20 protein-coding genes are annotated in these 21,593 nt (G+C 60.6%); 12 read left to right on the top strand and 8 right to left on the bottom strand.

Translation table 11 applies throughout. The features are described 5' to 3' along the window. Nucleotides 1–80: 80 nt before the first annotated feature. Nucleotides 81–1,043 (bottom strand): alpha/beta hydrolase, encoded by a 963-nt coding sequence (locus HU722_RS20225; protein WP_065891061.1) that lies wholly within the window; start codon nucleotides 1,041–1,043, stop codon nucleotides 81–83. A gap of 143 nt (nucleotides 1,044–1,186) precedes the next feature. Here HU722_RS20225 and aroC point away from each other — a divergent pair, with 143 nt between their 5' ends. The 4 genes from aroC to HU722_RS20205 all read left to right on the top strand — a co-directional run bounded on the left by aroC (nucleotide 1,187) and on the right by HU722_RS20205 (nucleotide 4,505). After that, nucleotides 1,187–2,278, top strand: a complete 1,092-nt coding sequence (aroC, locus tag HU722_RS20220; RefSeq protein ID WP_049712231.1) for a chorismate synthase — start codon at nucleotides 1,187–1,189, stop codon at nucleotides 2,276–2,278. Between the two features lie 55 nt (nucleotides 2,279–2,333). Then, a complete protein-coding gene (locus HU722_RS20215) occupies nucleotides 2,334–3,497 on the top strand; it encodes an MFS transporter (RefSeq protein ID WP_065873419.1) in 1,164 nt (387 codons plus the stop codon). Then, the gene (locus HU722_RS20210) at nucleotides 3,494–4,024 is read left to right on the top strand and encodes a 1,2-dihydroxy-3-keto-5-methylthiopentene dioxygenase (RefSeq protein WP_065873327.1); all 531 of its coding nucleotides are present in this window, start codon (nucleotides 3,494–3,496) and stop codon (nucleotides 4,022–4,024) included. The genes HU722_RS20215 and HU722_RS20210 overlap by 4 nt, the downstream gene beginning before the upstream one ends. A 211-nt stretch (nucleotides 4,025–4,235) precedes the next feature. Next, nucleotides 4,236–4,505, top strand: coding sequence for a response regulator transcription factor (locus HU722_RS20205; RefSeq protein ID WP_049712233.1), 270 nt, complete (start codon nucleotides 4,236–4,238; stop codon nucleotides 4,503–4,505). 59 nt (nucleotides 4,506–4,564) lie between these two features. Here HU722_RS20205 and HU722_RS20200 read toward each other — a convergent pair whose 3' ends face one another. Further along, a complete protein-coding gene (locus tag HU722_RS20200; protein WP_010208870.1) occupies nucleotides 4,565–4,843 on the bottom strand; it encodes a DUF3509 domain-containing protein in 279 nt (92 codons plus the stop codon). A 352-nt stretch (nucleotides 4,844–5,195) separates the two neighbouring features. Between HU722_RS20200 and HU722_RS20195 the strand changes: the two genes are divergently transcribed. The 5 genes from HU722_RS20195 to HU722_RS20175 all read left to right on the top strand — a co-directional run bounded on the left by HU722_RS20195 (nucleotide 5,196) and on the right by HU722_RS20175 (nucleotide 10,909). Next, on the top strand, nucleotides 5,196–7,022 hold the full coding sequence (locus tag HU722_RS20195; RefSeq protein WP_065891060.1) for a long-chain-acyl-CoA synthetase: 1,827 nt from the start codon (nucleotides 5,196–5,198) through the stop codon (nucleotides 7,020–7,022). Nucleotides 7,023–7,132: 110 nt separating this feature from the next. After that, nucleotides 7,133–7,648 carry an ankyrin repeat domain-containing protein gene (locus tag HU722_RS20190; RefSeq protein WP_065873325.1) on the top strand — a complete coding sequence of 172 codons (516 nt, stop codon included), beginning with the start codon at nucleotides 7,133–7,135 and terminating at the stop codon, nucleotides 7,646–7,648. Nucleotides 7,649–7,690: 42 nt separating this feature from the next. Next, nucleotides 7,691–8,221, top strand: a complete 531-nt coding sequence (locus HU722_RS20185; protein WP_065873324.1) for a hypothetical protein — start codon at nucleotides 7,691–7,693, stop codon at nucleotides 8,219–8,221. A gap of 67 nt (nucleotides 8,222–8,288) precedes the next feature. Next, complete coding sequence (locus tag HU722_RS20180; RefSeq protein ID WP_003172956.1) at nucleotides 8,289–8,480, top strand: PLDc N-terminal domain-containing protein; 192 nt, start codon at nucleotides 8,289–8,291, stop codon at nucleotides 8,478–8,480. A 341-nt stretch (nucleotides 8,481–8,821) separates the two neighbouring features. Further along, a complete protein-coding gene (locus HU722_RS20175) occupies nucleotides 8,822–10,909 on the top strand; it encodes an LTA synthase family protein (protein WP_065873323.1) in 2,088 nt (695 codons plus the stop codon). A 68-nt stretch (nucleotides 10,910–10,977) separates the two neighbouring features. Here the strand turns inward: HU722_RS20175 and HU722_RS20170 are convergent, their stop codons facing one another. Next, nucleotides 10,978–11,130 carry a DUF3309 family protein gene (locus HU722_RS20170; RefSeq protein ID WP_065873322.1) on the bottom strand — a complete coding sequence of 51 codons (153 nt, stop codon included), beginning with the start codon at nucleotides 11,128–11,130 and terminating at the stop codon, nucleotides 10,978–10,980. Nucleotides 11,131–11,458: 328 nt separating this feature from the next. Between HU722_RS20170 and HU722_RS20165 the strand changes: the two genes are divergently transcribed. Then, nucleotides 11,459–12,274, top strand: a complete 816-nt coding sequence (locus HU722_RS20165; protein WP_065891059.1) for an SDR family oxidoreductase — start codon at nucleotides 11,459–11,461, stop codon at nucleotides 12,272–12,274. 127 nt (nucleotides 12,275–12,401) lie between these two features. Further along, nucleotides 12,402–12,599 (top strand): carbon storage regulator CsrA, encoded by a 198-nt coding sequence (gene csrA / locus HU722_RS20160; RefSeq protein ID WP_049712242.1) that lies wholly within the window; start codon nucleotides 12,402–12,404, stop codon nucleotides 12,597–12,599. Nucleotides 12,600–12,606: 7 nt separating this feature from the next. Here the strand turns inward: csrA and HU722_RS20155 are convergent, their stop codons facing one another. The 5 genes from HU722_RS20155 to mnmC form a co-directional block, all read right to left on the bottom strand. Then, nucleotides 12,607–12,834 carry a YheU family protein gene (locus HU722_RS20155; protein ID WP_003192759.1) on the bottom strand — a complete coding sequence of 76 codons (228 nt, stop codon included), beginning with the start codon at nucleotides 12,832–12,834 and terminating at the stop codon, nucleotides 12,607–12,609. Nucleotides 12,835–12,893: 59 nt separating this feature from the next. Next, nucleotides 12,894–14,078: an osmoprotectant NAGGN system M42 family peptidase gene (locus tag HU722_RS20150; protein ID WP_065873320.1), complete on the bottom strand. Its 1,185-nt coding sequence runs from the start codon at nucleotides 14,076–14,078 to the stop codon at nucleotides 12,894–12,896. A gap of 145 nt (nucleotides 14,079–14,223) precedes the next feature. After that, on the bottom strand, nucleotides 14,224–15,969 hold the full coding sequence (gene ngg, locus HU722_RS20145; RefSeq protein WP_065891058.1) for an N-acetylglutaminylglutamine synthetase: 1,746 nt from the start codon (nucleotides 15,967–15,969) through the stop codon (nucleotides 14,224–14,226). 3 nt (nucleotides 15,970–15,972) lie between these two features. Next, the gene (locus HU722_RS20140; protein WP_065880821.1) at nucleotides 15,973–17,745 is read right to left on the bottom strand and encodes an N-acetylglutaminylglutamine amidotransferase; all 1,773 of its coding nucleotides are present in this window, start codon (nucleotides 17,743–17,745) and stop codon (nucleotides 15,973–15,975) included. Nucleotides 17,746–17,903: 158 nt separating this feature from the next. Next, on the bottom strand, nucleotides 17,904–19,892 hold the full coding sequence (gene mnmC / locus HU722_RS20135; protein ID WP_065891057.1) for a bifunctional tRNA (5-methylaminomethyl-2-thiouridine)(34)-methyltransferase MnmC2/FAD-dependent 5-carboxymethylaminomethyl-2-thiouridine(34) oxidoreductase MnmC1: 1,989 nt from the start codon (nucleotides 19,890–19,892) through the stop codon (nucleotides 17,904–17,906). Between the two features lie 141 nt (nucleotides 19,893–20,033). On the opposite strand from mnmC, the gene pap reads away from it, so the two are divergent. Further along, nucleotides 20,034–21,548: a polyphosphate:AMP phosphotransferase gene (gene pap, locus HU722_RS20130; protein ID WP_065873316.1), complete on the top strand. Its 1,515-nt coding sequence runs from the start codon at nucleotides 20,034–20,036 to the stop codon at nucleotides 21,546–21,548. The last annotated feature ends 45 nt before the right edge of the window (nucleotides 21,549–21,593 follow it).

Genomic DNA, 21,593 nt, shown 5'->3' with positions numbered 1-21,593 from the left:
GCCCAGCAAACCGACAGTCTTTTTACTGTCGACCCTGGGCTTATCGGCCGTTTTTTCCAAGACTGGAGGCAAATTGCCGCTTAATGGGGTTGAAGTCCGTCGATAAAACGCACCAGGCGACTGCTCAGCTCAGCGGCAAGTGGCAATTGCGGGTCGTTGTAGGAGGCCAATTGCTGTTTCACGTCGTTGGGCACGATGCGCATCACGTGGTTCATGCCCTCGATCACCGCAAGCTGGGCGTCGGGCTTGGCCTTTTTCAGTTGCTGGGCATCGCCCACACCGACTTGGATGTCGTTGGTGCCCTGGATGATCAGCGCTGGCATGCCCAGCTTGGCGAAGGCGGCCGACGGATCGGCGCGAAACAGACTGATCAGATACGGCTGCACACTGGGTCGGAAAATGCCTTCCAGTGGGCCAGGCACATCCATATCCATTTGGCCTGCCTTGAGGTGATCGAGGATCTGATTGCTGCGCAGCAGCAGGGCAGGCGGCAGGTGATCGGCCAACTGTTGGCGGATCACCTGGTCAACCGGGCGTGCGCTGCCGGACAGGGAAATCACGCCGGCGGGGTCCAGTTGCGGCGCGGCGAGGGCTGCTACCAGGGCGCCTTCACTGTGACCGAGCACAATCAGCGGGCCCATGCGTTTGTCGGCTTTGAGCCGTTTGCCCCAGGCCACGGCGTCCGCGACATAAGCGTCCAGTGTCAGGTTGCGCTCATCCGGCGTGGCGGCCAGGCTGGCAGCCACGCCACGCTTGTCGTAGCGCACGCTGGCGATGTTATGCCGCGCCAGCACCCAGGCCAGGCGCTTGAGGCTGTCGTTGCGCGCGCCGTCGGCACTGTTGCCGTTGCGGTCGGTGGGGCCGGAGCCGGCAATGATCAGCACCACGGGTACTGGCTTGTCGGATTTGGGCAGTAGGAGTGAACCAAACAGCTCGCCGCTACCGGTGTCCAGGCTTATGGGGCGTTGCAACACAACGGGGGAGGCGGCAAAGCCAAGACTGGAAAACAGGGTAAGGGTCAACAGTAGAACTCGCAGCATCATCGCGCCATCATCAGAGAGGTGCCGGTTGGACCAAGGTCTACCGGTAAGGTTTCGAGGATGAACTAGTCGGTTGGCCTGCGTATACTGGCGGCCTTAAGTTATTACAGTTGACTTGATTCAACTGATTTCACGGAGCGCCCTGCATGTCCGGCAATACCTTCGGCAAGCTGTTCACTGTCACCACCGCGGGCGAAAGCCATGGCCCGGCGTTGGTCGCCATTGTCGACGGCTGCCCGCCTGGCCTCGAGCTGTCCGTGGCAGACTTGCAGCGTGACCTCGATCGTCGCAAACCCGGCACCAGCCGCCACACCACCCAGCGCCAGGAGCCCGACGAAGTCGAGATTCTTTCCGGCGTGTTCGAAGGGCGTACCACCGGCTGTTCCATCGGCTTGCTGATCCGCAACACCGACCAGAAGTCCAAGGACTACTCGGCGATCAAGGACCTGTTCCGCCCGGCCCACGCCGATTACACCTACCACCACAAATACGGCGAACGCGACTACCGTGGCGGTGGCCGCAGCTCGGCCCGCGAAACCGCCATGCGTGTGGCTGCCGGCGCCATTGCCAAGAAATACCTGGCGACCCAGGGCATCGTGATCCGCGGCTACATGAGCCAGCTGGGCCCGATTGAAATCCCGTTCAAGACCTGGGACAGCGTGGAAGACAACGCTTTCTTCAGCCCCGACCCGGACAAGGTGCCGGAACTGGAAGCCTACATGGACCAGTTGCGCCGCGACCAGGATTCGGTCGGCGCCAAGATCACCGTAGTTGCCGAAGGCGTTAAACCGGGCCTGGGCGAACCGATCTTCGACCGCCTCGACGCCGAACTGGCCCACGCGCTGATGAGCATCAACGCCGTCAAAGGCGTGGAAATCGGCGCCGGCTTCGCGTGCGTGTCCCAGCGCGGCACCGAGCATCGCGACGAGCTGACTCCGCAAGGTTTTCTCAGCAACAACGCGGGCGGCATCCTCGGCGGTATATCCTCCGGCCAGCCGATCGTTGCGCACCTGGCGCTCAAGGCGACCTCAAGCATCACCACACCGGGCCGTTCGATTGATGTGCACGGCAACCCGGTGGACGTGATCACCAAGGGCCGCCACGACCCCTGCGTCGGCATCCGCGCCACGCCGATTGCCGAAGCGATGATGGCCATCGTGTTGATGGACCACCTGCTGCGCAACCGTGGTCAAAATGCCGACGTCCACGTAACCACCCCGGTGCTGGGCCAGCTGTGACAGCTTGTTGTAGTGAGCGAGCTTGCTCGCGCTGGGCCGCGAAGCGGCCCCCTGCATGACATCCCCTCTCCCATACTGGCGCCTCTCCAGCTTCTACCTGTTCTACTTCGCCCTGCTTGGGGCGACAGCGCCGTTCCTCGCGTTGTACTTCGATCACCTTGGCTTCTCCAGCGCGCGCATCGGCGAGCTGGTGGCCATCCCCATGCTGATGCGCTGCGTGGCGCCCAACCTGTGGGGCTGGCTGGGTGACTATACCGGCCAGCGCCTGGCCATCGTGCGCGTTGGCGCGGTGTGCACCCTGGCGAGTTTTTCGCTGATCTTCGTCAGTCATACCTACGCCTGGCTGGCGCTGGTGATGGCGCTGCATGCGTTCTTCTGGCACGCAGTGCTGCCGCAGTTTGAAGTGATCACGCTCGCACACCTGCACAAACAAACCTCGCGCTACAGCCAGATCCGCCTCTGGGGCTCTATTGGTTTTATCCTCACCGTGGTCATCATGGGCCGCCTGTTCGACTGGCTGAGCCTGGACATCTACCCGGTGGTGGTTGTGGTGATCATGGCCGGCATCATCGGCGCCAGCCTGTGGGTGCCGAACGCGCAGCCCGCGACCCAGGGTAATCGCCTGGCAGGCGAGGGGTTCCTGAAACAATTGCGCAGCCCGGGCGTCTTGGCGTTTTACGCCTGTGTGGCGTTGATGCAAATGAGCCACGGCCCGTACTACACCTTTCTCACCCTGCACCTAGAACACCTGGGTTACAGCCGTGGTGTGATCGGCCTGTTGTGGGCGTTGGGTGTCGTGGCGGAAGTGCTGATGTTCCTCGCCATGAGTCGTATCCTCTCGCGCTTTTCGGTACGCCGGGTGTTGCTCGCCAGTTTCCTGCTGGCGGCGCTGCGCTGGCTGTTGTTGGGTTCGTTTGCCGAATTTTTCTGGGTGCTGTTGCTGGCGCAGGTGATGCACGCCGCCACCTTCGGCAGCTTTCACGCGGCAGCGATTGCCTTTGTGCAGCGCAGTTTTGGCGACAAACAACAAGGCCAGGGCCAGGCACTGTATGCCGCCCTCGCCGGTACCGGCGGTGCGCTGGGCGCGCTGTATTCGGGCTACAGTTGGAACCTGTTGGGGCCGACCCTGACCTTCAGCATCGCCAGCGTGGCCGCCCTGGCCGCCGCCGTTATCATCGGTCTTCGATTGCAAGAGCAGAACCAAGGAACCCTCCAATGAGCTACGTCGCTGTCTACTCCGTCGCTACACCGGACACTCCGAACAAGGTCTTGACCCATTTCGATGACATCGCCGCGACCCTGGCCGAGCATGGCGTGCGCTTTGAGCGCTGGCAGCCGAGCCCGATTGAGCAGGGTGCCAGCGATGCTGAACTGATCGCGGCGTATCAGACGCAGATCGATGCTCTCGGCTACGGCTCTGTAGAGGTGCTGCGCGTTACCGGCGATCACGCGCAAAAGTCTGAACAGCGTGCACAGTTTTTGGACGAGCGCCGCTACAGTGAAGACGATGGGCGTTTTTTCATTGCTGGCCAGGGCCTGTTCGCCCTGCACATTGGCGACTACGTGTACGCCGTGCGTTGCGAGAAAAACGACCTGCTGGTGATTCCCGCCGGTATTGCGCACTGGTTTGACATGGGTGAGAACCCGCACGTCGTAGCGTTGCGGTTGTTCAATACGGAGAAAGGGTGGGTACCTGAATTCACAGGTGATGGTATTGCCCGGCGTTTTCCCGGTTTGGACGATTAATTGCGGCCCATCAGAAACTTCAACCCCCGTACGTTGGAAGTTCCTGTGGGAAGAAACTTAAACTTCTGTAGGGGATTGCTGTTTATTTCCGGGCCTGCGCCTTAATACCATTCCTTATGTAACTCTCTCCGGCATTAGCGTTTATGTCACCTGTCAATAGGAGGAATCCGAAGGGTGATAAGACGTCGACCAATAACATGGAGAGAATGCAATGAGAGGCCCGAGGGAATCGTTTCTACCGCCGTATTCGGTACCCAATGCTGTCAGGCGACGCATTAACCTGGCGGGCAAGTCGCTGACCCCGACAGAATTGGAAATATTGCGCTGGGCCTCGGAAGGCAAGACTGTGTGGGAGATCAGTAAGATACGCGCCACGTCAGAAGCCACGGTAAAATTCCACTTGCGCAATATCTACGGCAAGTTGGAAGTGACCAACCGCGTGCAGGCAATGAATGAAGCCGCCCGTCAGGGGCTTTGCTGAAGGCATAAAAAAGGGCCGTGACACTCAACAGTGTCGCGGCCCTTTACTTTGTCTGAGGCTTAAGCCGAATGGTACGTCGGCAGGGCAAAGCGGTTTTGGCTCTGCAACATCGAAATCTGCGGCAGGTCGCTGGCTTGTTCGGCGAGGTCGCGGCGAATGGCGCTGATCACCCAGGTCAATTGGTCGGCAGTGTGCAACTGCTGGTAGGAGATCGAGCGTTTCACCTGTTTGCCTTCGCTGTTGCGCAGGGTCAACAGGATGCCGCCGTCAGGACGTGGCTGAGTGGTGACGTCGTAGTTGGAGAATACTGAAGCGAATTTATCTTGGATCAGGCTCATGTCTATCAGCTCCGTTGGCTCAAGTTGGCAAGCATGGAGTGATACGTGCAGTGATTGTGCCAGCTACTAGTTTATAAAAATATTCTTATAAATCAGTTATTTGTAAAAATTCAGAAATTTCAGTTTCGTGCAATTTGCATGAATGGCCATCATGCATCCTGCATTTTGCGTTGTTCATCAGGCCTGAACAGGGGCCCCATCAGTTTTAAAGACTGCCTGCGCGTCGCTAAATTCCATTTTTCCGCGGTCGCTCATCGGGATACAAAACTTTTCAAATCCTGCGTGTACAGCCGAAGAGGCGCTGACGTACTTTCCTGCAAGGTTTACGAAGAATAAGAAAAAGGACGTTCCCATGAGCCATCCGCGAAACGACATGATCACTTGGGGCATGATGTTGCGTAAGGTGCCTGCCATTGTTCGTGCGCTACCACGCGTGGTACGCGGCATGCGTGCCGCCAATGTCACAGACCCGCAGCAACCCTGCGGCCTGGGCTGGCACTTTGAACAAGCCACCTTGCGTAACCCGGATGGCGCCGCCTTGTTGTACGCCGACCGCGTCCTCAGCTACACCGAAGCCAACCAACGCGCCAACCGCATTGCCCATCACCTGCAAGGCCAGGGCATCGGCAAGGGTGATGTAGTCGCGATGTTTATCGAAAACCGTCCCGAACTGCTGCTTAACGTGTTGGCGGTGGCCAAGCTGGGCGGCATCTGCGCCATGCTCAATACGGCGCAAACCCAAGCGGCGCTGGTGCACAGCCTTAACCTGGTGAACCCCGTGGCGATTGTGGTGGGGGCGGAATTGGTGGCCGCCTATGAAGTCGTGCGTAATGAGGTGGCGATCGAGGCAACACGCACTTGGTATGTCGCCGAGCAACACGGCAGTACAGTGCCGCACGGTTACATCGACCTGATCGCTGCCAGCGCCGAGAGCCCGGCGACTAACCCGGCGAGCACCGCGCAGATTTTCTTCAACGACCCCTGCTTTTATATCTACACCTCCGGCACCACGGGCCTGCCCAAGGCCGGCATCATGAAGCACGGCCGCTGGACCAAGACCGCCGTCAGCTTCGGCAGCATTGCCTTGGACATGGGCCCGGACGACGTCCTCTATTGCACGCTGCCGCTCTATCACGCCACCGGCCTGTGCGTGTGCTGGGGCTCGGCGATTGTCGGAGCGTCGGGGTTTGCCATCCGGCGTAAGTTCAGTGCCAGCCAGTTCTGGGACGACGTGCGTAGATTCAAGGCGACCACCCTCGGTTATGTCGGTGAGTTGTGCCGTTACCTGCTCGACCAGCCAGCCAGCGAAAACGATCGTGATCACCGCGTGACCAAGATGGTCGGCAATGGCCTGCGTCCTGGCGTGTGGGCGCCTTTCAAGGCGCGTTACGGCGTCGATCATGTGTGCGAGTTGTATGCCGCCAGCGACGGCAATATCGGCTTCACCAACGTCTTGAACTTCGACAATACCGTCGGCTTTTGCCTGCAGCACTGGGCGCTGGTGGACTGCACCCACGATACGGGTGAGCCGCTACGCGGCAGCGATGGTTTCCTGCACAAAGTGAAGACAGGCGGACAGGGATTGTTGCTGGCCAGGATCGATGAAAAGTCGCCTTATGATGGCTACACCGACCCGGAAAAGAACCGCAAAGTGATCCTCACCGATGTGTTCGAGAAGGGCGACCGCTACTTCAACACCGGCGATCTGGTGCGCAGCATTGGCTTTGGCCATGCGCAATTCGTCGACCGTCTAGGGGATACCTATCGCTGGAAGGGCGAAAACGTCTCCACCACTGAAGTTGAGAATGTCCTGCTGCAACATCCGCAGATCGCCGAGGTCGTGGCTTATGGTGTGGAAATCGAAAACACCAACGGCCGTGCCGGCATGGTCGCCATTACCCCGAGCGAGTCCCTGGCCGCCCTCGATATGCGCGAGTTGCTGCAGTTCGCCCACGGCCAGTTGCCGCACTATGCGGTGCCGTTGTTCCTGCGGATCAAGGTGAAGATGGAAACCACCGGCACCTTCAAATACCAGAAGGTGCGGCTCAAGGAGGAGGCGTTCGACCCGGACAAGGCAGGCAATGATCCGGTGTACGCCTGGCTGCCGGGTTCGGACTGCTATGTCCCGGTGACGGGGCCATTGTTGGCGCAGATCCAGGCCGGCCATTTCCGTTATTAACTGTAGCGTTATTGATTCTGCCTATGGCGCCTTTTGACAAAAAAGCCATGACAGGTGGGAACTCCCTCGCGACACTGGCGCCTATTCAGTATCAGGACAAGGAGCCCCACATGTCAGATCAACCCAAACAAATGACCGATGATGAAGCCGCCGAATTTGCCGAGCAGGTCTTTGACGTCGCCCGCAAAGGCGACGCCGCCATGCTCGCCGCGCTGCTGGCCAAAGGCTTGCCAGCCAATTTTCGTAACCATAACGGCGACACCCTGTTGATGCTCGCGGCCTACCACGGCCATGCCGAAGCGGTAAAAGTCCTGCTGGAGTTCAAGGCTGACCCGCTGATCGCCAATGATAAGAACCAGTTGCCGATCGCCGGAGCTGCGTTCAAGGGCAACTTGCCGGTGGTTCAGGCGCTGATCGAAGGTGGCGCGCCAGTGGACGCCTCCTCCTCGGACGGCCGTACCGCCTTGATGATGGCGGCAATGTTCAACCGCGTGGAGATGGTCGACTACCTGCTCGGCCAGGGCGCCAACCCCAAGGCGACGGATGCCCAGGGCGCGACGGCGTTGGCGGCGGCGCAGACCATGGGCGCAGTGGATACGGCGGCGCAGTTGCAGAAACTGGTGTAGGCTACGCGCCCTGAAAAACCAGCCCGCTACAGGACCATGCCCATGAAAACCGCCCTCGTCGAACTCATCAGCAAAATCAGCGCCGGCGTCATGGGCGAGGACGAAGTGGCGCGTATCGCCGATGAAGCGGCCCAGGCCTACGCGGACCCGGCGGCGTTTCTGGCGGTCAACCCGGACATCAACTACGACGATACCTTCCCGATTCCTTTGGGTGAATGGATCGTGGTCGGCAGCCTGCCGGACACCGTGTTGTTCCAGGCCGACACCTACGGCGACCTGTTCGCACAGATCGTCGCTTCGTTCGGCCCAGGCGTGGCGTTCAACCTCAAGCCCAAGCAACTGGCCAAGACCGAAGACCTGACTGCACTGAACCGCATCCAGATCCAGATGAGTGCCCTCAGCCCGGAAGATGGCGGCTACGTGTTGCTCAACTTCAGCCAACTGTTGGACGACGAGATCCAGGCCGTGCTCGTCTACGGCAACGACCTGCCGCGTGTGCTGGCGTTGTGCGCCGAAGTCGGCATCAAGGGCGAGCCGTCCCTGGAAGCGCTGAAGATCGCCGTGCACGTCTGAAATAAAACGGAACCCCGGCCAGGGCTGACTATCCTACAAGGGCATGCCCTCACTTAGGAGCAACACCATGGGTTCGACTTTCAATGGCCTGATCGGGCTGATCATCCTGGCGCTGGATATCTGGGCGATCATCAATGTATTCAAAAGCGGTGCCAGCACGGGCGCCAAGGTGCTGTGGATTTTGCTGATCCTGTTGTTGCCGGTGCTGGGCTTGATCATTTGGGCAATCGCCGGGCCGCGTGGCAACGTGCGGATCTGACGGTAAAACTGCCCACTCAACATAGAGTGGCCGTAGTCAATGTGGGAGGGGGGCAAGCCCCCTCCCACATTTTTTTGTGTCGAAATATTCGCTGTACAGAATTTTCACACAGCCTTCCGGACAATTCCCTTCGCTTTGTTTCCTTGTAGGACGGCTCTGTCGCCGGCCGGCGAAAGCACTACAAAGAAGTGTTTTTCCTCAGTAATCAATAGCGTTGATGGCATTCATCGGGCACCATTTGCGCCAACGCGCTTACCCCCCCCGTTCCTACACGCTTGGGCGTGGGCAGGATGCCGCAGCAATATTTCGCAACTTAAACTTCCAATGGGTCCTAAAACGACATGGCAAACCCGGACGCCCTGAATCAGCAGCGAGCTTCAAATCGCCTGCTGCAACCGACCGTCAAATCCCATCTGGCATACACGCTGCTCTGCGCACTGGTCATGATGGTGATGTTCTCCCTGCTGCGCCTGGCGCTGCTGGTGTACAACCGCGAGATGATCCTCGACACGCCGGCCTCGACCTTCCTTGAAGCGTTCGCCAACGGCCTGCGCCTGGACCTGCGCCTGGTGGTGTACCTGATCATCCCATTGCTGTTGGCACTGTTCAGCGTACGGGCGATGGCTGCTCGCGGGTTCTTCCGTTTCTGGCTGACTGTGGCGTCCAGCATCGCGCTGTTCCTGGGCCTGATGGAAATGGACTTCTATCGCGAGTTCCACCAGCGCCTCAACGGCCTGGTGTTCCAGTACGTGAAAGAAGACCCGAAAACCGTGATGAGCATGCTCTGGTACGGTTTCCCGGTGGTGCGCTACCTGCTGGCCTGGGCCGTGGGCACGCTGATCCTGAGCATCGCCTTTAAAGGTGCAGACCGTGCAACGCGCCCACGCGGGCCGTTCAGCGGTGGCAGCATCGGCACCCGCCAAGTAGCGCCGTGGTACACGCGTATTGCGGTGTTCGTGGTCTGCCTGTTGGTCGCTGTAATCGCCGCACGTGGCACCCTGCGCCAAGGCCCGCCGCTGCGTTGGGGTGACGTCTACACCACCGACTCGAACTTCGCCAACCAACTGGGCCTGAATGGCACGTTGTCACTGGTCGGCGCGGCCAAGGCACGGTTCTCCGAGCATCGTGATAACACCTGGAAGGCGACGCTGGAACAGCCGTTGGCGACCCAGACTGTGCGCGACATGCTGGTGCTGCCGATGGAAAAACTGGTGGATACCGACACCGCCGCCGTGCGCCGTGAGTTCACCCCACCGGCAGAGAAAACCCTGCCGATCAAGAACGTCGTGGTGATCCTGATGGAAAGCTTCGCCGGTCACTCGGTGGGCGCCCTGGGTCGTCCGGGTAACATCACGCCGTACTTCGACAAACTGTCCAAGGAAGGCCTGTTGTTCGACCGCTTTTTCTCCAACGGCACGCACACTCACCAGGGAATGTTCGCCACCATGGCGTGTTTCCCCAACCTGCCGGCGTTCGAATACCTGATGCAGACCCCGGAAGGCAGCCACAAGCTGTCAGGCCTGCCGCAGTTGCTCAGCGCGCGCAAGTTTGACGACGTGTATGTCTACAACGGTGACTTCGCCTGGGATAACCAATCGGGCTTCTTCAGCAACCAGGGCATGACCAACTTCATTGGTCGCAACGACTTCGTTGACCCGGTGTTCTCCGACCCGACGTGGGGCGTGTCCGATCAGGACATGTTCAACCGTGGCCTGGAAGAGCTGAAAGCCCGCGAAGGTGGCAAGCCGTTCTATGCCTTGCTGCAAACCTTGTCCAACCACACGCCGTATGCCTTGCCGACGCCATTACCGGTCGAGAAGGTCACGGGGCGTGGCAGCCTCGACGAGCATTTGACGGCGATGCGCTACTCCGACTGGGCCTTGGGCCAGTTCTTTGAAAAGGCCCGCAAGGAGCCGTACTTCAAGGAAACCTTGTTCGTGATTGTCGGCGACCACGGCTTTGGCAACGAACAGCAGATCACCGAAATGGACCTGGGTCGCTTCAATGTGCCGATGCTGATGATCGCACCGGGCATGCAGGAGAAGTTCGGCGAGCGTGACCACACCGTGGGCACCCAGATCGACATCGTGCCGACCATCATGGGCCGCCTGGGTGGCGAAACCCTGCACCAGTGCTGGGGGCGCGACCTGCTGAACCTGCCGGAAGGCGATAAAGGCTTCGGCGTGATCAAACCGTCGGGCAGCGACCAGACAGTGGCGCTGGTTACCGGCGATCGCATTCTGGTGCTGCCGAAGGAAATGCCACCCAAGCTTTGGGAATATGAGCTGGGCGCCAATCCGACCGGTAAGGTGATTCCTGAATCGCCGGACGAGGGGGCATTGAGGCAGAAACTTGAGTCGTTCCTACAGACGGCGACCAAGAGCCTGTTGGATAACACTGCCGGTGTGGTTGACGGCAAGCCGGACTAATTAACCGGCAATAAAAAAGAGGCCTTTTTCAAGGCCTCTTTTTTTGCTGTTTTTTTGCTACCAGGGCTTTATATCCGGCCGAGCAACATCAACACCAGCAGCACTACCAATACCACCCCGAGGATACCCGACGGGCCGTAACCCCAGTTACGTGAGTGAGGGAACACTGGCAGACCACCGACCAGCAGGAGGATCAGGATAATGATCAGAATGAGGCTCATGGTTTTTTCCTTATTGGCTTTCTGCAAAGACCGGTTATTTAACGGTAGGCCCGACAGCTAACTTACGGACGCCTTAACAACTCCGACTATTGCCCCTTGCGAAAAATTCAGTATTTTTTTAAAGCATTTCGCGCACGTGCTTATTTCTTTTAATGCGTTCGCAAATTGGCTTTGCTAGTTGAAAAATATTGAACTTAGGCTATAGGCAAATATTCGACCCAGCTGCCGGTTTGCCAGGGGCATTCATCACTCTGATGGTGGGTGGGTGTAGGAAAAACCTTCGCTACACTGCCGGTCACTTCTTCCGTGAACCACAAGGCTACCTCCTATGCAAAATCGCATGATGATCACTGGTGCCGGGTCCGGCCTGGGTCGCGAAATCGCTCTGCGCTGGGCCCGCGAAGGTTGGCAATTGGCCTTGTCTGACGTCAGCGAGCCGGGCTTGCAGGACACCCTCAAGCGCGTGCGCGAGGCGGGCGGCGACGGTTTTGTGCAACGCTGTGACGTGCGCGATTACAGCCAGCTCACCGCTTTTGCCCAGGCTTGCGAGGTGAAACTGGGTGGCATCGATGTGATCGTCAACAATGCAGGCGTGGCGTCGGGTGGGTTCTTCGCCGAACTGTCCCTGGAAGACTGGGACTGGCAGATCGCAATCAACCTGATGGGCGTGGTCAAGGGCTGCAAGGCGTTCCTGCCCCTGCTGGAAAAGAGCAAGGGCCGCATCATCAACATCGCGTCTATGGCGGCATTGATGCAGAGCCCGGCCATGAGTAACTACAACGTGGCCAAGGCCGGCGTGGTGGCGCTGTCGGAAAGTCTGCTGGTGGAGCTAAAGCAGCAGGAAGTCGGCGTGCACGTGGTCTGCCCGTCGTTCTTCCAGACCAACCTGCTCGACTCGTTCCGCGGGCCGACCCCGGCGATGAAGGCGCAAGTGGGCAAACTGCTTGAGAGCTCGCCGATTTCGGCGGCGGACATTGCCGATTACATTTATCAGCGCGTCGCAGCAGGCGAATTCATGATCCTGCCCCATGAGCAAGGGCGGATGGCGTGGGCGTTAAAGCAGAAGAACCCGCAGTTGCTCTATGACGAGATGACCACCATGGCCGACAAGATGCGTGCTAAGGCGCAGGCGGTTAAAGGCTGATCAGGTGGCAGTCTGTCAGGCAAGTTACCTGCGTATGTAGGGAGTGCCTGATTTCACCGCAAGGCATTGATGCACCCACAGCCAGCGCGCATGGTCGAGGTCCTGTCATTCTAAAAGGACAACCGCCATGCTGGTCTTAAGCCGCGCTGTAGGCGAAGTCATCTCCATTGGCGATGACATCGCCGTGCACATCCTCGAGTTGAACGGTAACCAAGTGAAGTTCGGTGTTGCAGCGCCGGCCGGGGTGCATGTTCATCGCGCCGAGGTCTACCAGAAAATCCTCGAACGCCAAGCCGCCGAGCTGCACGCGGCCCCCAACCCTTAGCGCATTTTCAGTCGAACAGATGCTTGGGCACGTCGTGCTTGAGCATTAACTGGCATTGCTCGCTCTCGGGGTCGAACACGATCAGCGCCTGCCCCTTGGTCAGCGCCTGGCGCACGCGCAATACGCGGGTCTCCAGGGGCGTGTCGTCGCCATTGTCGGTGCCGTCACGGGTGACGAAGTCTTCGATGAGGCGGGTCAGGGTGTCGACTTCAAGCGCGTCGTAGGGAATCAGCATACAAGCCTCGGGTGATGGGTCCCGGCGATGCTACTGCGCCGGGACCGCAGTTGCCAGTCTCAGGACTTGTTGCCCACCAGGCTGTCCACCGATGGCACCCGCGTGTCGCTCTCCATTTGTGCATCGTGTTCAATCTGATGACTGAACCGATCCAATGAACCCTGGGCCGGTTGTGCGTCGCTGGCGAACACCGGCGGGCTGAGAATATACGCGCCCAGCAGGCGGCTCAGCGCCGCGAGGCTATCGATATGGGTGCGTTCGTAGCCGTGAGTCGCGTCGCAGCCAAACGCCAGCAACGCGGTGCGGATATCATGGCCGGCGGTCACGGCCGAGTGTGCATCGCTGAAGTAGTAGCGGAACAGGTCGCGGCGCACCGGCAACTCGTTATCAGACGCCAGGCGCAGCAAATGCCGCGACAGGTGATAGTCATACGGCCCCCCCGAATCCTGCATCGCCACGCTCACCGCATGTTCACTGGAATGCTGGCCGGGGGCGACGGGGGCGATATCGATGCCGACGAACTCACTGACATCCCAAGGCAGGGCGGCCGCTGCGCCGCTGCCGGTCTCCTCGGTAATCGTGAAGAGTGGGTGGCAGTCGATCAGCAGCGGTTCGCCGCTGTCGATAATAGCCTTGAGCGCGGCGAGCAGGGCAGCGACGCCCGCCTTGTCGTCAAGGTGTCGGGCGCTGATGTGCCCACTTTCGGTAAATTCGGGCAGTGGGTCGAAGGCCACGTAGTCACCGATGCCGATCCCCAGGGAATCGCAATCGGCGCGGGTCGCGCAGTAGGCGTCCAGGCGCAGCTCCACGTGGTCCCAGCTCACCGGCATTTCGTCCACGGCGGTGTTGAAGGCGTGCCCGGAGGCCATCAACGGCAACACGCTGCCACGGATCACACCGTTATCGGTAAACAGGCTGACGCGGCTGCCTTCGGCAAATCGGCTCGACCAGCAGCCTACCGGCGCCAGGCTCAGGCGGCCGTTGTCCTTGATCGCGCGTACGGCGGCGCCGATGGTGTCCAAATGCGCGGACACCGCACGGTCTGGGCTGTTCTTCTGGCCCTTGAGGGTGGCGCGAATGGTGCCGCGCCGCGTCATTTCAAACGGAATGCCCAGTTCTTCCAGGCGCTCGGCGACGTAGCGCACGATGGTGTCGGTGAACCCGGTGGGGCTGGGGATCGCGAGCATTTCCAGCAGCACTTTTTGCAGGTAAGCAAGGTCCGGTTCGGGGATGGTTCGGGTCATAGAGACTCCTGATGAAGTGGCAGGCTTAAAGGTGTATGGCGTCTGTTACGACGCCTTCGCGAGCAAGCCCGCTCCCACATTGGAATGCGGTCTGAATGTGGGAGCGGGCTTGCTCGCGAAGACGCCAGTACAGGCAACACATCTTTCAAGCAGACGGCTGGCTGTGGGGGAACAACAAATCCACGAACTTCTCCGCCGTGGGTTGCGGTTCATGATTGGCCAGGCCGGCGCGTTCGTTGGCTTCGATAAACACGTACTCGGGTTGATCGGCGGCAGGCACCATCAGGTCCAGGCCCACCATGGGAATATCCAGGGCACGCGCAGCGCGCACGGCGGCGTCCACCAGCGTGGGGTGCAGGATGGCGGTGACGTCTTCCAGGCAACCCCCCGTGTGCAGGTTGGCGGTGCGGCGCACGGCCAGGGTCTGGCCGCGAGGCAGAATGCTGCTGTAGTCGTAGCCGGCGGCGCGCAGGGTGCGCTCGGTTTCGGCGTCGACCGGGATTTTGCTTTCACCGTCAGTGGCGGCCTGGCGGCGGCGGCTCTGGGCTTCGATCAAGGCGCCGATGGAATGCTGACCGTCGCCGGTCACTTCGGCTGGGCGTCGGATTGCAGCGGCGACAACGTCGAAACCAATCACCAGGATGCGCAGGTCCAGGCCTTCGTGGAAGCTCTCCAGCAACACCCGGCTGTCAAACTGCCGCGCTGCTTCAATCGCTTGCTGCACATCTTCGATGCTTTGCAAATCCACCGCTACACCATGGCCTTGCTCGCCATCCAGCGGCTTGACCACCACGCGCTGGTGCTCGTCGAGGAACTCCAGGTTGTCATCGGCGCTGCCCGCAAGTTGTTGCGAAGGCACGTTCAGCCCTGCGGCTTTCAGCGTTTTATGCGTCAGGCTTTTATCCTGGCACAGCGTCATGCTGACGGCGGTGGTCAGGTCGCTCAGGGATTCACGGCAGCGCACACGGCGGCCGCCATGACTCAGGGTGAACATGCCCGCATCAGCGTCATCCACCTGCACATCGATACCACGTCGGTGGGCCTCCTCAACGATGATTCGTGCATAGGGGTTAAACCCCGCCTGCGGGCCGGGGCCGAGGAACAACGGCTGGTTAATGCCATTCTTGCGCTTGATCGCAAAGGTGGTCAGCGCGCGAAAACCGAGCTTGGCGTAAAGGTTCTTGGCTTGGCGGTTATCGTGCAGCACCGACAAATCCAGATAGCTCAAGCCACGGCTCATGAAGTGTTCCACCAGATGGCGCACCAGCACCTCGCCCACACCGGGGCGCGTGCATTGCGGGTCAACCGCGAGGCACCACAGGCTGCAACCGTTTTCCGGGTCGTGAAACGCTTTTTGGTGATTGAGGCCCATCACGCTGCCGATTACCGCGCCGCTGTCTTCATCCTCCGCCAGCCAATACACCGGGCCACCTTGATGGCGCGGCGTGAGGCGTTCGGCGTCGACAGGCAACATGCCACGCCCTTGATAGAGCCGGTTCACCGCCAGCCAATCGGCCTCGCTCTGCACGCGGCGAATACGGAAGCCACGAAACACTCGAGTCGCTGGGCGATAGTCGCTGAACCACAGGCGCAACGTGTCGGACGGATCAAGAAACAACTGTTGGGGATCGATCCCCAGAATTTGCTGGGGAGCCGCCACATACAGGGCGATGTCTCGCTCGCCAGCCTGCTCATTGAGCAACTCCTGGGCGAGGCTGGCAGGGTCCGGAAAGGTATGGCCGATCAACAGCCGACCCCAACCGCAATGCACGGCAATCGGTTCGGCGGCCAAGGGGCTGCCGTCTTCAGCCAGGCGAGCTTGCAGGCGCTCGTAGGTTGGCGCCTGGCCCTTCAGCAAGCGTTGGCTGTAAGCCGCTGCAAGAGGTTTCATCAATCAGATTCCTTGTTCGCTGAGCCACAGGTTCAGCGCCGCCAGTTGCCACAGCTTGGAGCCGCGCAACGGCGTCAGTTGGCCCTGCGGGTCGGTGAGCAGGCGGTCGAGCATGGCCGGGTTGAACAGGCCGCGATCCTGGCTGGGGTCCAGCAACAGTTCACGGACCCAGTTCAGGGTATCGCCCTGCAAATGCTTGAGGCCCGGCACTGGGAAATAGCCTTTCTTACGGTCGATGACTTCGCTTGGGATGACACGGCGCGCGGCTTCTTTGAGGACCTGCTTGCCGCCATCAGGCAACTTGAACTTGCCAGGTACACGGGCCGACAGTTCCACCAGGCGGTAGTCCAGGAATGGCGTACGCGCTTCCAGGCCCCAGGCCATGGTCATGTTGTCGACGCGTTTGACCGGGTCGTCCACCAGCATCACCGTGCTGTCCAGGCGTAGCGCCTTGTCCACGGCGGCATCGGCGCCTGGCATGGCGAAATGCTCGCGTACAAAGTCACCGGCAGCGTCGTTGGCCGTCAGCCATTTCGGCGCGACGGTGGCGGCGTAATCCTCGTAGCTGCGGTCAAAAAACGCATCGCGATACGCCGCATAAGGATCGCTGGCGCCGTCCACCTGTGGGTACCAGTGGTAACCGGCGAACAACTCGTCGGCGCCCTGGCCGCTCTGCACCACCTTGCAATGCTTGGCCACTTCCCGCGACAGCAGGTAGAAGGCGATGCAGTCATGACTGACCATCGGCTCGCTCATGGCGCGGAACGCCGCCGGCAGTTGCTCGATGATCTCGCTTTCAGCGATGCGCAATTGGTGGTGACGCGTGCCGTAGTGCTTGGCGATCAGGTCGGAGTACTGGAACTCGTTGCCAGCTTCGCCGCCCGCGTCTTCAAAACCGATGGAGAAGGTCGACAGGTCTTGCACGCCGACTTCTCGCAGCAGGCCGACGAGCATGCTCGAATCGACACCGCCGGACAGCAGCACGCCGACATCCACGGCGGCACGTTGGCGGATGGCCACGGCTTCGCGGGTGCTGTCGAGCACGCGATCGGTCCAATCTTCCAGGCTCAGGTTTTTCTCGTCCTCATGGGGACCGTAGGGCAGGGTCCACCAGGTTTTCTGCTCGGTCTTGCCGTTGGCTTCGACACGCATCCAGCTCGCCGGCGGCAGTTTTTCAATGCCTGCCAGCAGGGTACGCGGTGCAGGCACCACGGCGTGGAAGTTCAAGTAGTGGTTGAGCGCCACCGGATCAAGGACCGGGTTGATATCGCCGCCCTTGAGCAGCGCCGGCAATGCCGAGGCAAAGCGCAAGCGCTGGCCGGTGCGCGACAGGTACAGCGGTTTTACGCCGAGACGGTCACGCGCGATAAACAGACGCTGGGCATCGCGCTCCCAGATGGCGAAGGCAAACATGCCGTTGAGCTTGGGCAGCAGCGCTTCGCCCCAGGCGTGATAGCCCTTGAGCAGCACTTCGGTGTCGCCACCGGAATAGAAGGCGTAGCCCAGGGCTTCCAGCTCTTGGCGCAATTCCGGGAAGTTATAGATCGCGCCGTTGAAGGCCAGGCTCAGGCCGAGGTGTGAATCGACCATCGGTTGGGCCGAGCCGTCCGACAGGTCCATGATCTTCAGGCGTCTGTGGCCCAGGGCAATCGGCCCTTGGGCATGGAAGCCCCAGGCATCCGGGCCACGTGGGGCCAAGTGATGAGTGATGCGCTCAATGGCCGCCAAGTCGGCAGGTTGGGCATCGAAACGTAATTCTCCAGCTAATCCGCACATAAATTCCTTACCGGTTTTTCCGTTGGGGAGGGGTCAATACTCAATACGCCGCTGAGGGCGCGTACCCAGAAACTGACCCAGTGCTATCCGTGGAGTTTTAGACCGATAAGTTATAAGGCAAATAGCCGCGATGGCTTTAATGCCTTCGTTTGCGCTGATTACGGCGTCGTTGTTTTGCCGCGAATCAATGCCCGTAAGGGAAACCGGTTGGGGTGGCAAGCTTCGGCCACACTGGCCGGTACCGGCAGCGGTTCGTCGCTCAGCCAGGCGGCGATTAGTTCGCCGCACAGTGGCGCCGTGATCAGTCCGCGTGATCCGTGGCCGCTATTAATGTACACGCCCGGAAGCCACGGGCACGGCGTATCCGGGACTTGCCGGGCGTCTTTGCCGAGCACGGCATACACGCTTTGAAACGCTGTACGATCCGCCAGCGGTCCGACAATCGGCAGGTAATCAGGGCTGGTACAGCGGAATGCGGCACGCCCCTCAAGCTGTTCCGGGGCCAAGTGTTCGCCGCCCAGGCGCTGCAGCAGGTCTGCGGATATCTCGCGCAGCATTTCCAGGTTGCCAGCATGTTCGGCAGCGGTGGGCGTGAGGTCGTCGTTGGTGAAGTCGAAGCTGGCGCCAAGCGTGTGTTCACCCAGCCGGGCGGGCGCGACATAGCCTTCGGCGCACACCACCGTGCCCAGTGCCTGGCTGTCTGCGGTTTGCGGCAGTCGGCTGATCTGCCCACGAATCCGCTTGAGCGGCAGGTCGGCGCTGAACGCAAACCGCTTGATGTCAGCCGCTCCCGCCAGCACCACCACTGAGGCGCTCGCCAGCACGCAATCGCCGTTGCGGGCTTGCCACTGGTCATCGACCCGGTGCAGCTCAACGGCCTCGTTATGTGTGAGTACCTCAATCAACGGATGTGCCGCCTGCCACTGGCAAAGCGCCGGCGGGTGCACCCAACCGCCTTCGGGGAAAAACAGGCCGCCCTGGGCCAGGCTGATTCCGGCGCGTTGTTGGGCTTGATCGCGGTCCAGCAGGTGCAGCAGATCCGGGGCGAACGCATCGGCGAGTTGCGCCTGGCGCTGGCCTTCCTTGGCATCAAACGCCAGTTGCAGCACGCCGCAGCCGTCCCAGTCGACGCCTCGGTGCAAGTGTTCCAACAGCCGTCGGGTGTGGCCGAAACCGCTGAGGATCAGTTGCGACAAGGCCGTGCCGTGTGCGGACAGCTTGAGGTACAGCACGCCTTGGGGGTTGCCCGACGCTTCCTGCGCCAACGCCATATGGCGTTCCAGCAGGCTGACGCGCCAGCCCCGTGCCGCAAGGCTGGCGGCGGTGGCGCAACCGGCCAGGCCGCCGCCGATGACCATGGCATGGCGCTGGCCTGTGATGACAGGCGGGCGGGCGAACCAGGGTTTGGCTGGTGTGGGACGCGGCGTATCTACGGGCCAGCCAAGAAACTCGCCGCGCAGGATCTCCCACTTGTGGCCGATGCCGGGTGTGCGCTTCATCTTGAATCCGGCCGCGTTGATCAACCGTCGTACCCAACCGGTGCTGGTAAAGGTACTGATGGTTGAGCCGGGTGCCGCCAGGCGCGCCAGTTCGGCAAACAGCTCGGCGGTCCACATGTCGGGGTTTTTCGCCGGGGCGAAGCCGTCGAGAAACCACGCGTCGATCTGCGCATCCAGTTGTGGCAATTGTTCCAGGGCATCGCCGATCAACAGGGTCAGGGTCACGCGGCCGTTATCCAACACCAGCCGCTGGAAGCCTTGATGGACAGCGATGTACTGCGCCAGTAGTTGCTCGGCGAAGGGCTGCAGCTCGGGCCAGAGGGCGAGGGCGCGTTGCAGGTCGACGTGGCTCAGCGGGTACTTTTCCACGCTGACAAAATGCAGGTGCGCACCGGCAACCGCGTGCTGTTCGAACAGTTGCCAGGCACACAGGAAATTCAACCCGGTGCCGAAGCCGGTTTCACCAATCACCAGTCGCCCATCCGCCGGGAGCGCCGCGAAGCGTTGCTGCAAACGGTTCTGTTCGAGGAACACGTAGCGGGTTTCTTCAAGGCCCGACTGGTCGGAAAAGTACACATCGTCGAACACCCGCGAGTGCGGGCGGCCTTGGTCATCCCAGTCGAGCTGGGCGTGGGTGATGGGGTTCATGGGCGGCTCGGTAAATTCCAGGTGGCCATTCTAGCCGATCAACCCGTGATGAATTGACCTACGGCAAGCGCGTATGGAATTTCCTCCCGCGCGCTGCTGCCCAATCCGCTAGTCTTGGTCCAACTTGAAACGGAGCTGCCCATGTTCGAATCCGCTGAAATCGGCCACGCCATCGACAAAGACACTTACGACGCCGAAGTGCCGGCACTGCGTGAAGCCCTGCTGGAAGCGCAGTACGAGCTGCAACAGCAGAAGCGCTTTCCGGTCATCATCCTGATCAATGGCATCGAAGGCGCCGGTAAAGGCGAGACCGTCAAACTGCTCAATGAATGGATGGACCCGCGCTTGATCGAAGTGCGCACCTTCGACCAGCAGACCGACGAAGAACTGGCGCGACCGCCCGCGTGGCGCTACTGGCGCCAACTGCCGGCCAAGGGCCGCATGGGGATTTTTTTCGGCAACTGGTACAGCCAGATGTTGCAAGGCCGGGTACATGGGCAGATCAAGGATGCACGCCTGGACCAGGCCATCGCCGGTGCCGAGCGCCTGGAGAAGATGCTCTGCGATGAAGGCGCGCTGATCTTCAAGTTCTGGTTCCACCTGTCCAAGAAGCAAATGAAGGCGCGGCTCAAGGCCCTGGCCGATGACCCGCTGCACAGCTGGCGCATCAGCCCGCTGGATTGGCAGCAGTCCGAGACGTACGACAAATTCGTGCATTTCGGCGAACGTGTGCTGCGCCGCACCAGCCGCGACTATGCACCGTGGCATGTCATCGAAGGCGTTGACGCGCATTACCGTGGGCTGACCGTGGGCAAGATCCTGCTCGAAGGCCTGCAAAACGCCCTGAAGCTGCCCAAGGGCAAGGCCAGTGGCATGAACCCGGCGCCATTACCCTCGGCGGTGGACCAGATGAGCTTGCTTAACAGCCTCGACATGACGCTGCGGCTGGACAAGGACGATTACGAAGAGCAACTGATTACGGAGCAGGCGCGCTTTTCCGGCCTGATGCGCGACAAACGCATGCGCAAGCACGCCCTGGTCACGGTGTTTGAAGGCAACGATGCGGCGGGCAAGGGCGGGGCGATCCGTCGTGTCGCCGCCGCACTGGACCCGCGCCAGTACCATATCGTGCCGATTGCCGCGCCCACCGAAGACGAACGCGCCCAGCCTTACTTGTGGCGGTTCTGGCAGAAAATCCCGGCGCGGGGCAAGTTCACCGTGTTCGATCGTTCGTGGTACGGCCGCGTGCTCGTGGAGCGCATCGAGGGCTTTTGCACCACGGCGGACTGGATGCGCGCCTATGGCGAGATCAATGACTTCGAAGAGCAACTGCGCAATGCCGGCGTGATCGTGGTCAAGTTTTGGCTGGCCATCGACAAGCAGACCCAGTTGGAGCGTTTCCAGGCCCGCGAGGAAATCCCCTTCAAGCGCTTCAAGATCACCGAGGACGACTGGCGTAACCGCGACAAATGGGACGACTACCGCGCCGCCGTCGGCGATATGGTCGACCGCACCAGCACTGAAGTCTCGCCCTGGACATTGGTGGAAGCCAATGACAAGCGCTGGGCCCGGGTCAAGGTTTTGCGCACGATCAACGTGGCCTTGGAAGAGGCATTTGCCAAGTCCGACAAGCACGATAAAAAGAAAAAGAAATAACCCCTTTTATGGTGACTGGAATTTCTGTAGTGAGCGGGCTTGCCC

The organism is Pseudomonas tritici, assembly GCF_014268275.3.
Taxonomy (GTDB): domain Bacteria; phylum Pseudomonadota; class Gammaproteobacteria; order Pseudomonadales; family Pseudomonadaceae; genus Aquipseudomonas; species Aquipseudomonas tritici.
This window is presented reverse-complemented; position numbering and strand designations above follow the sequence as displayed.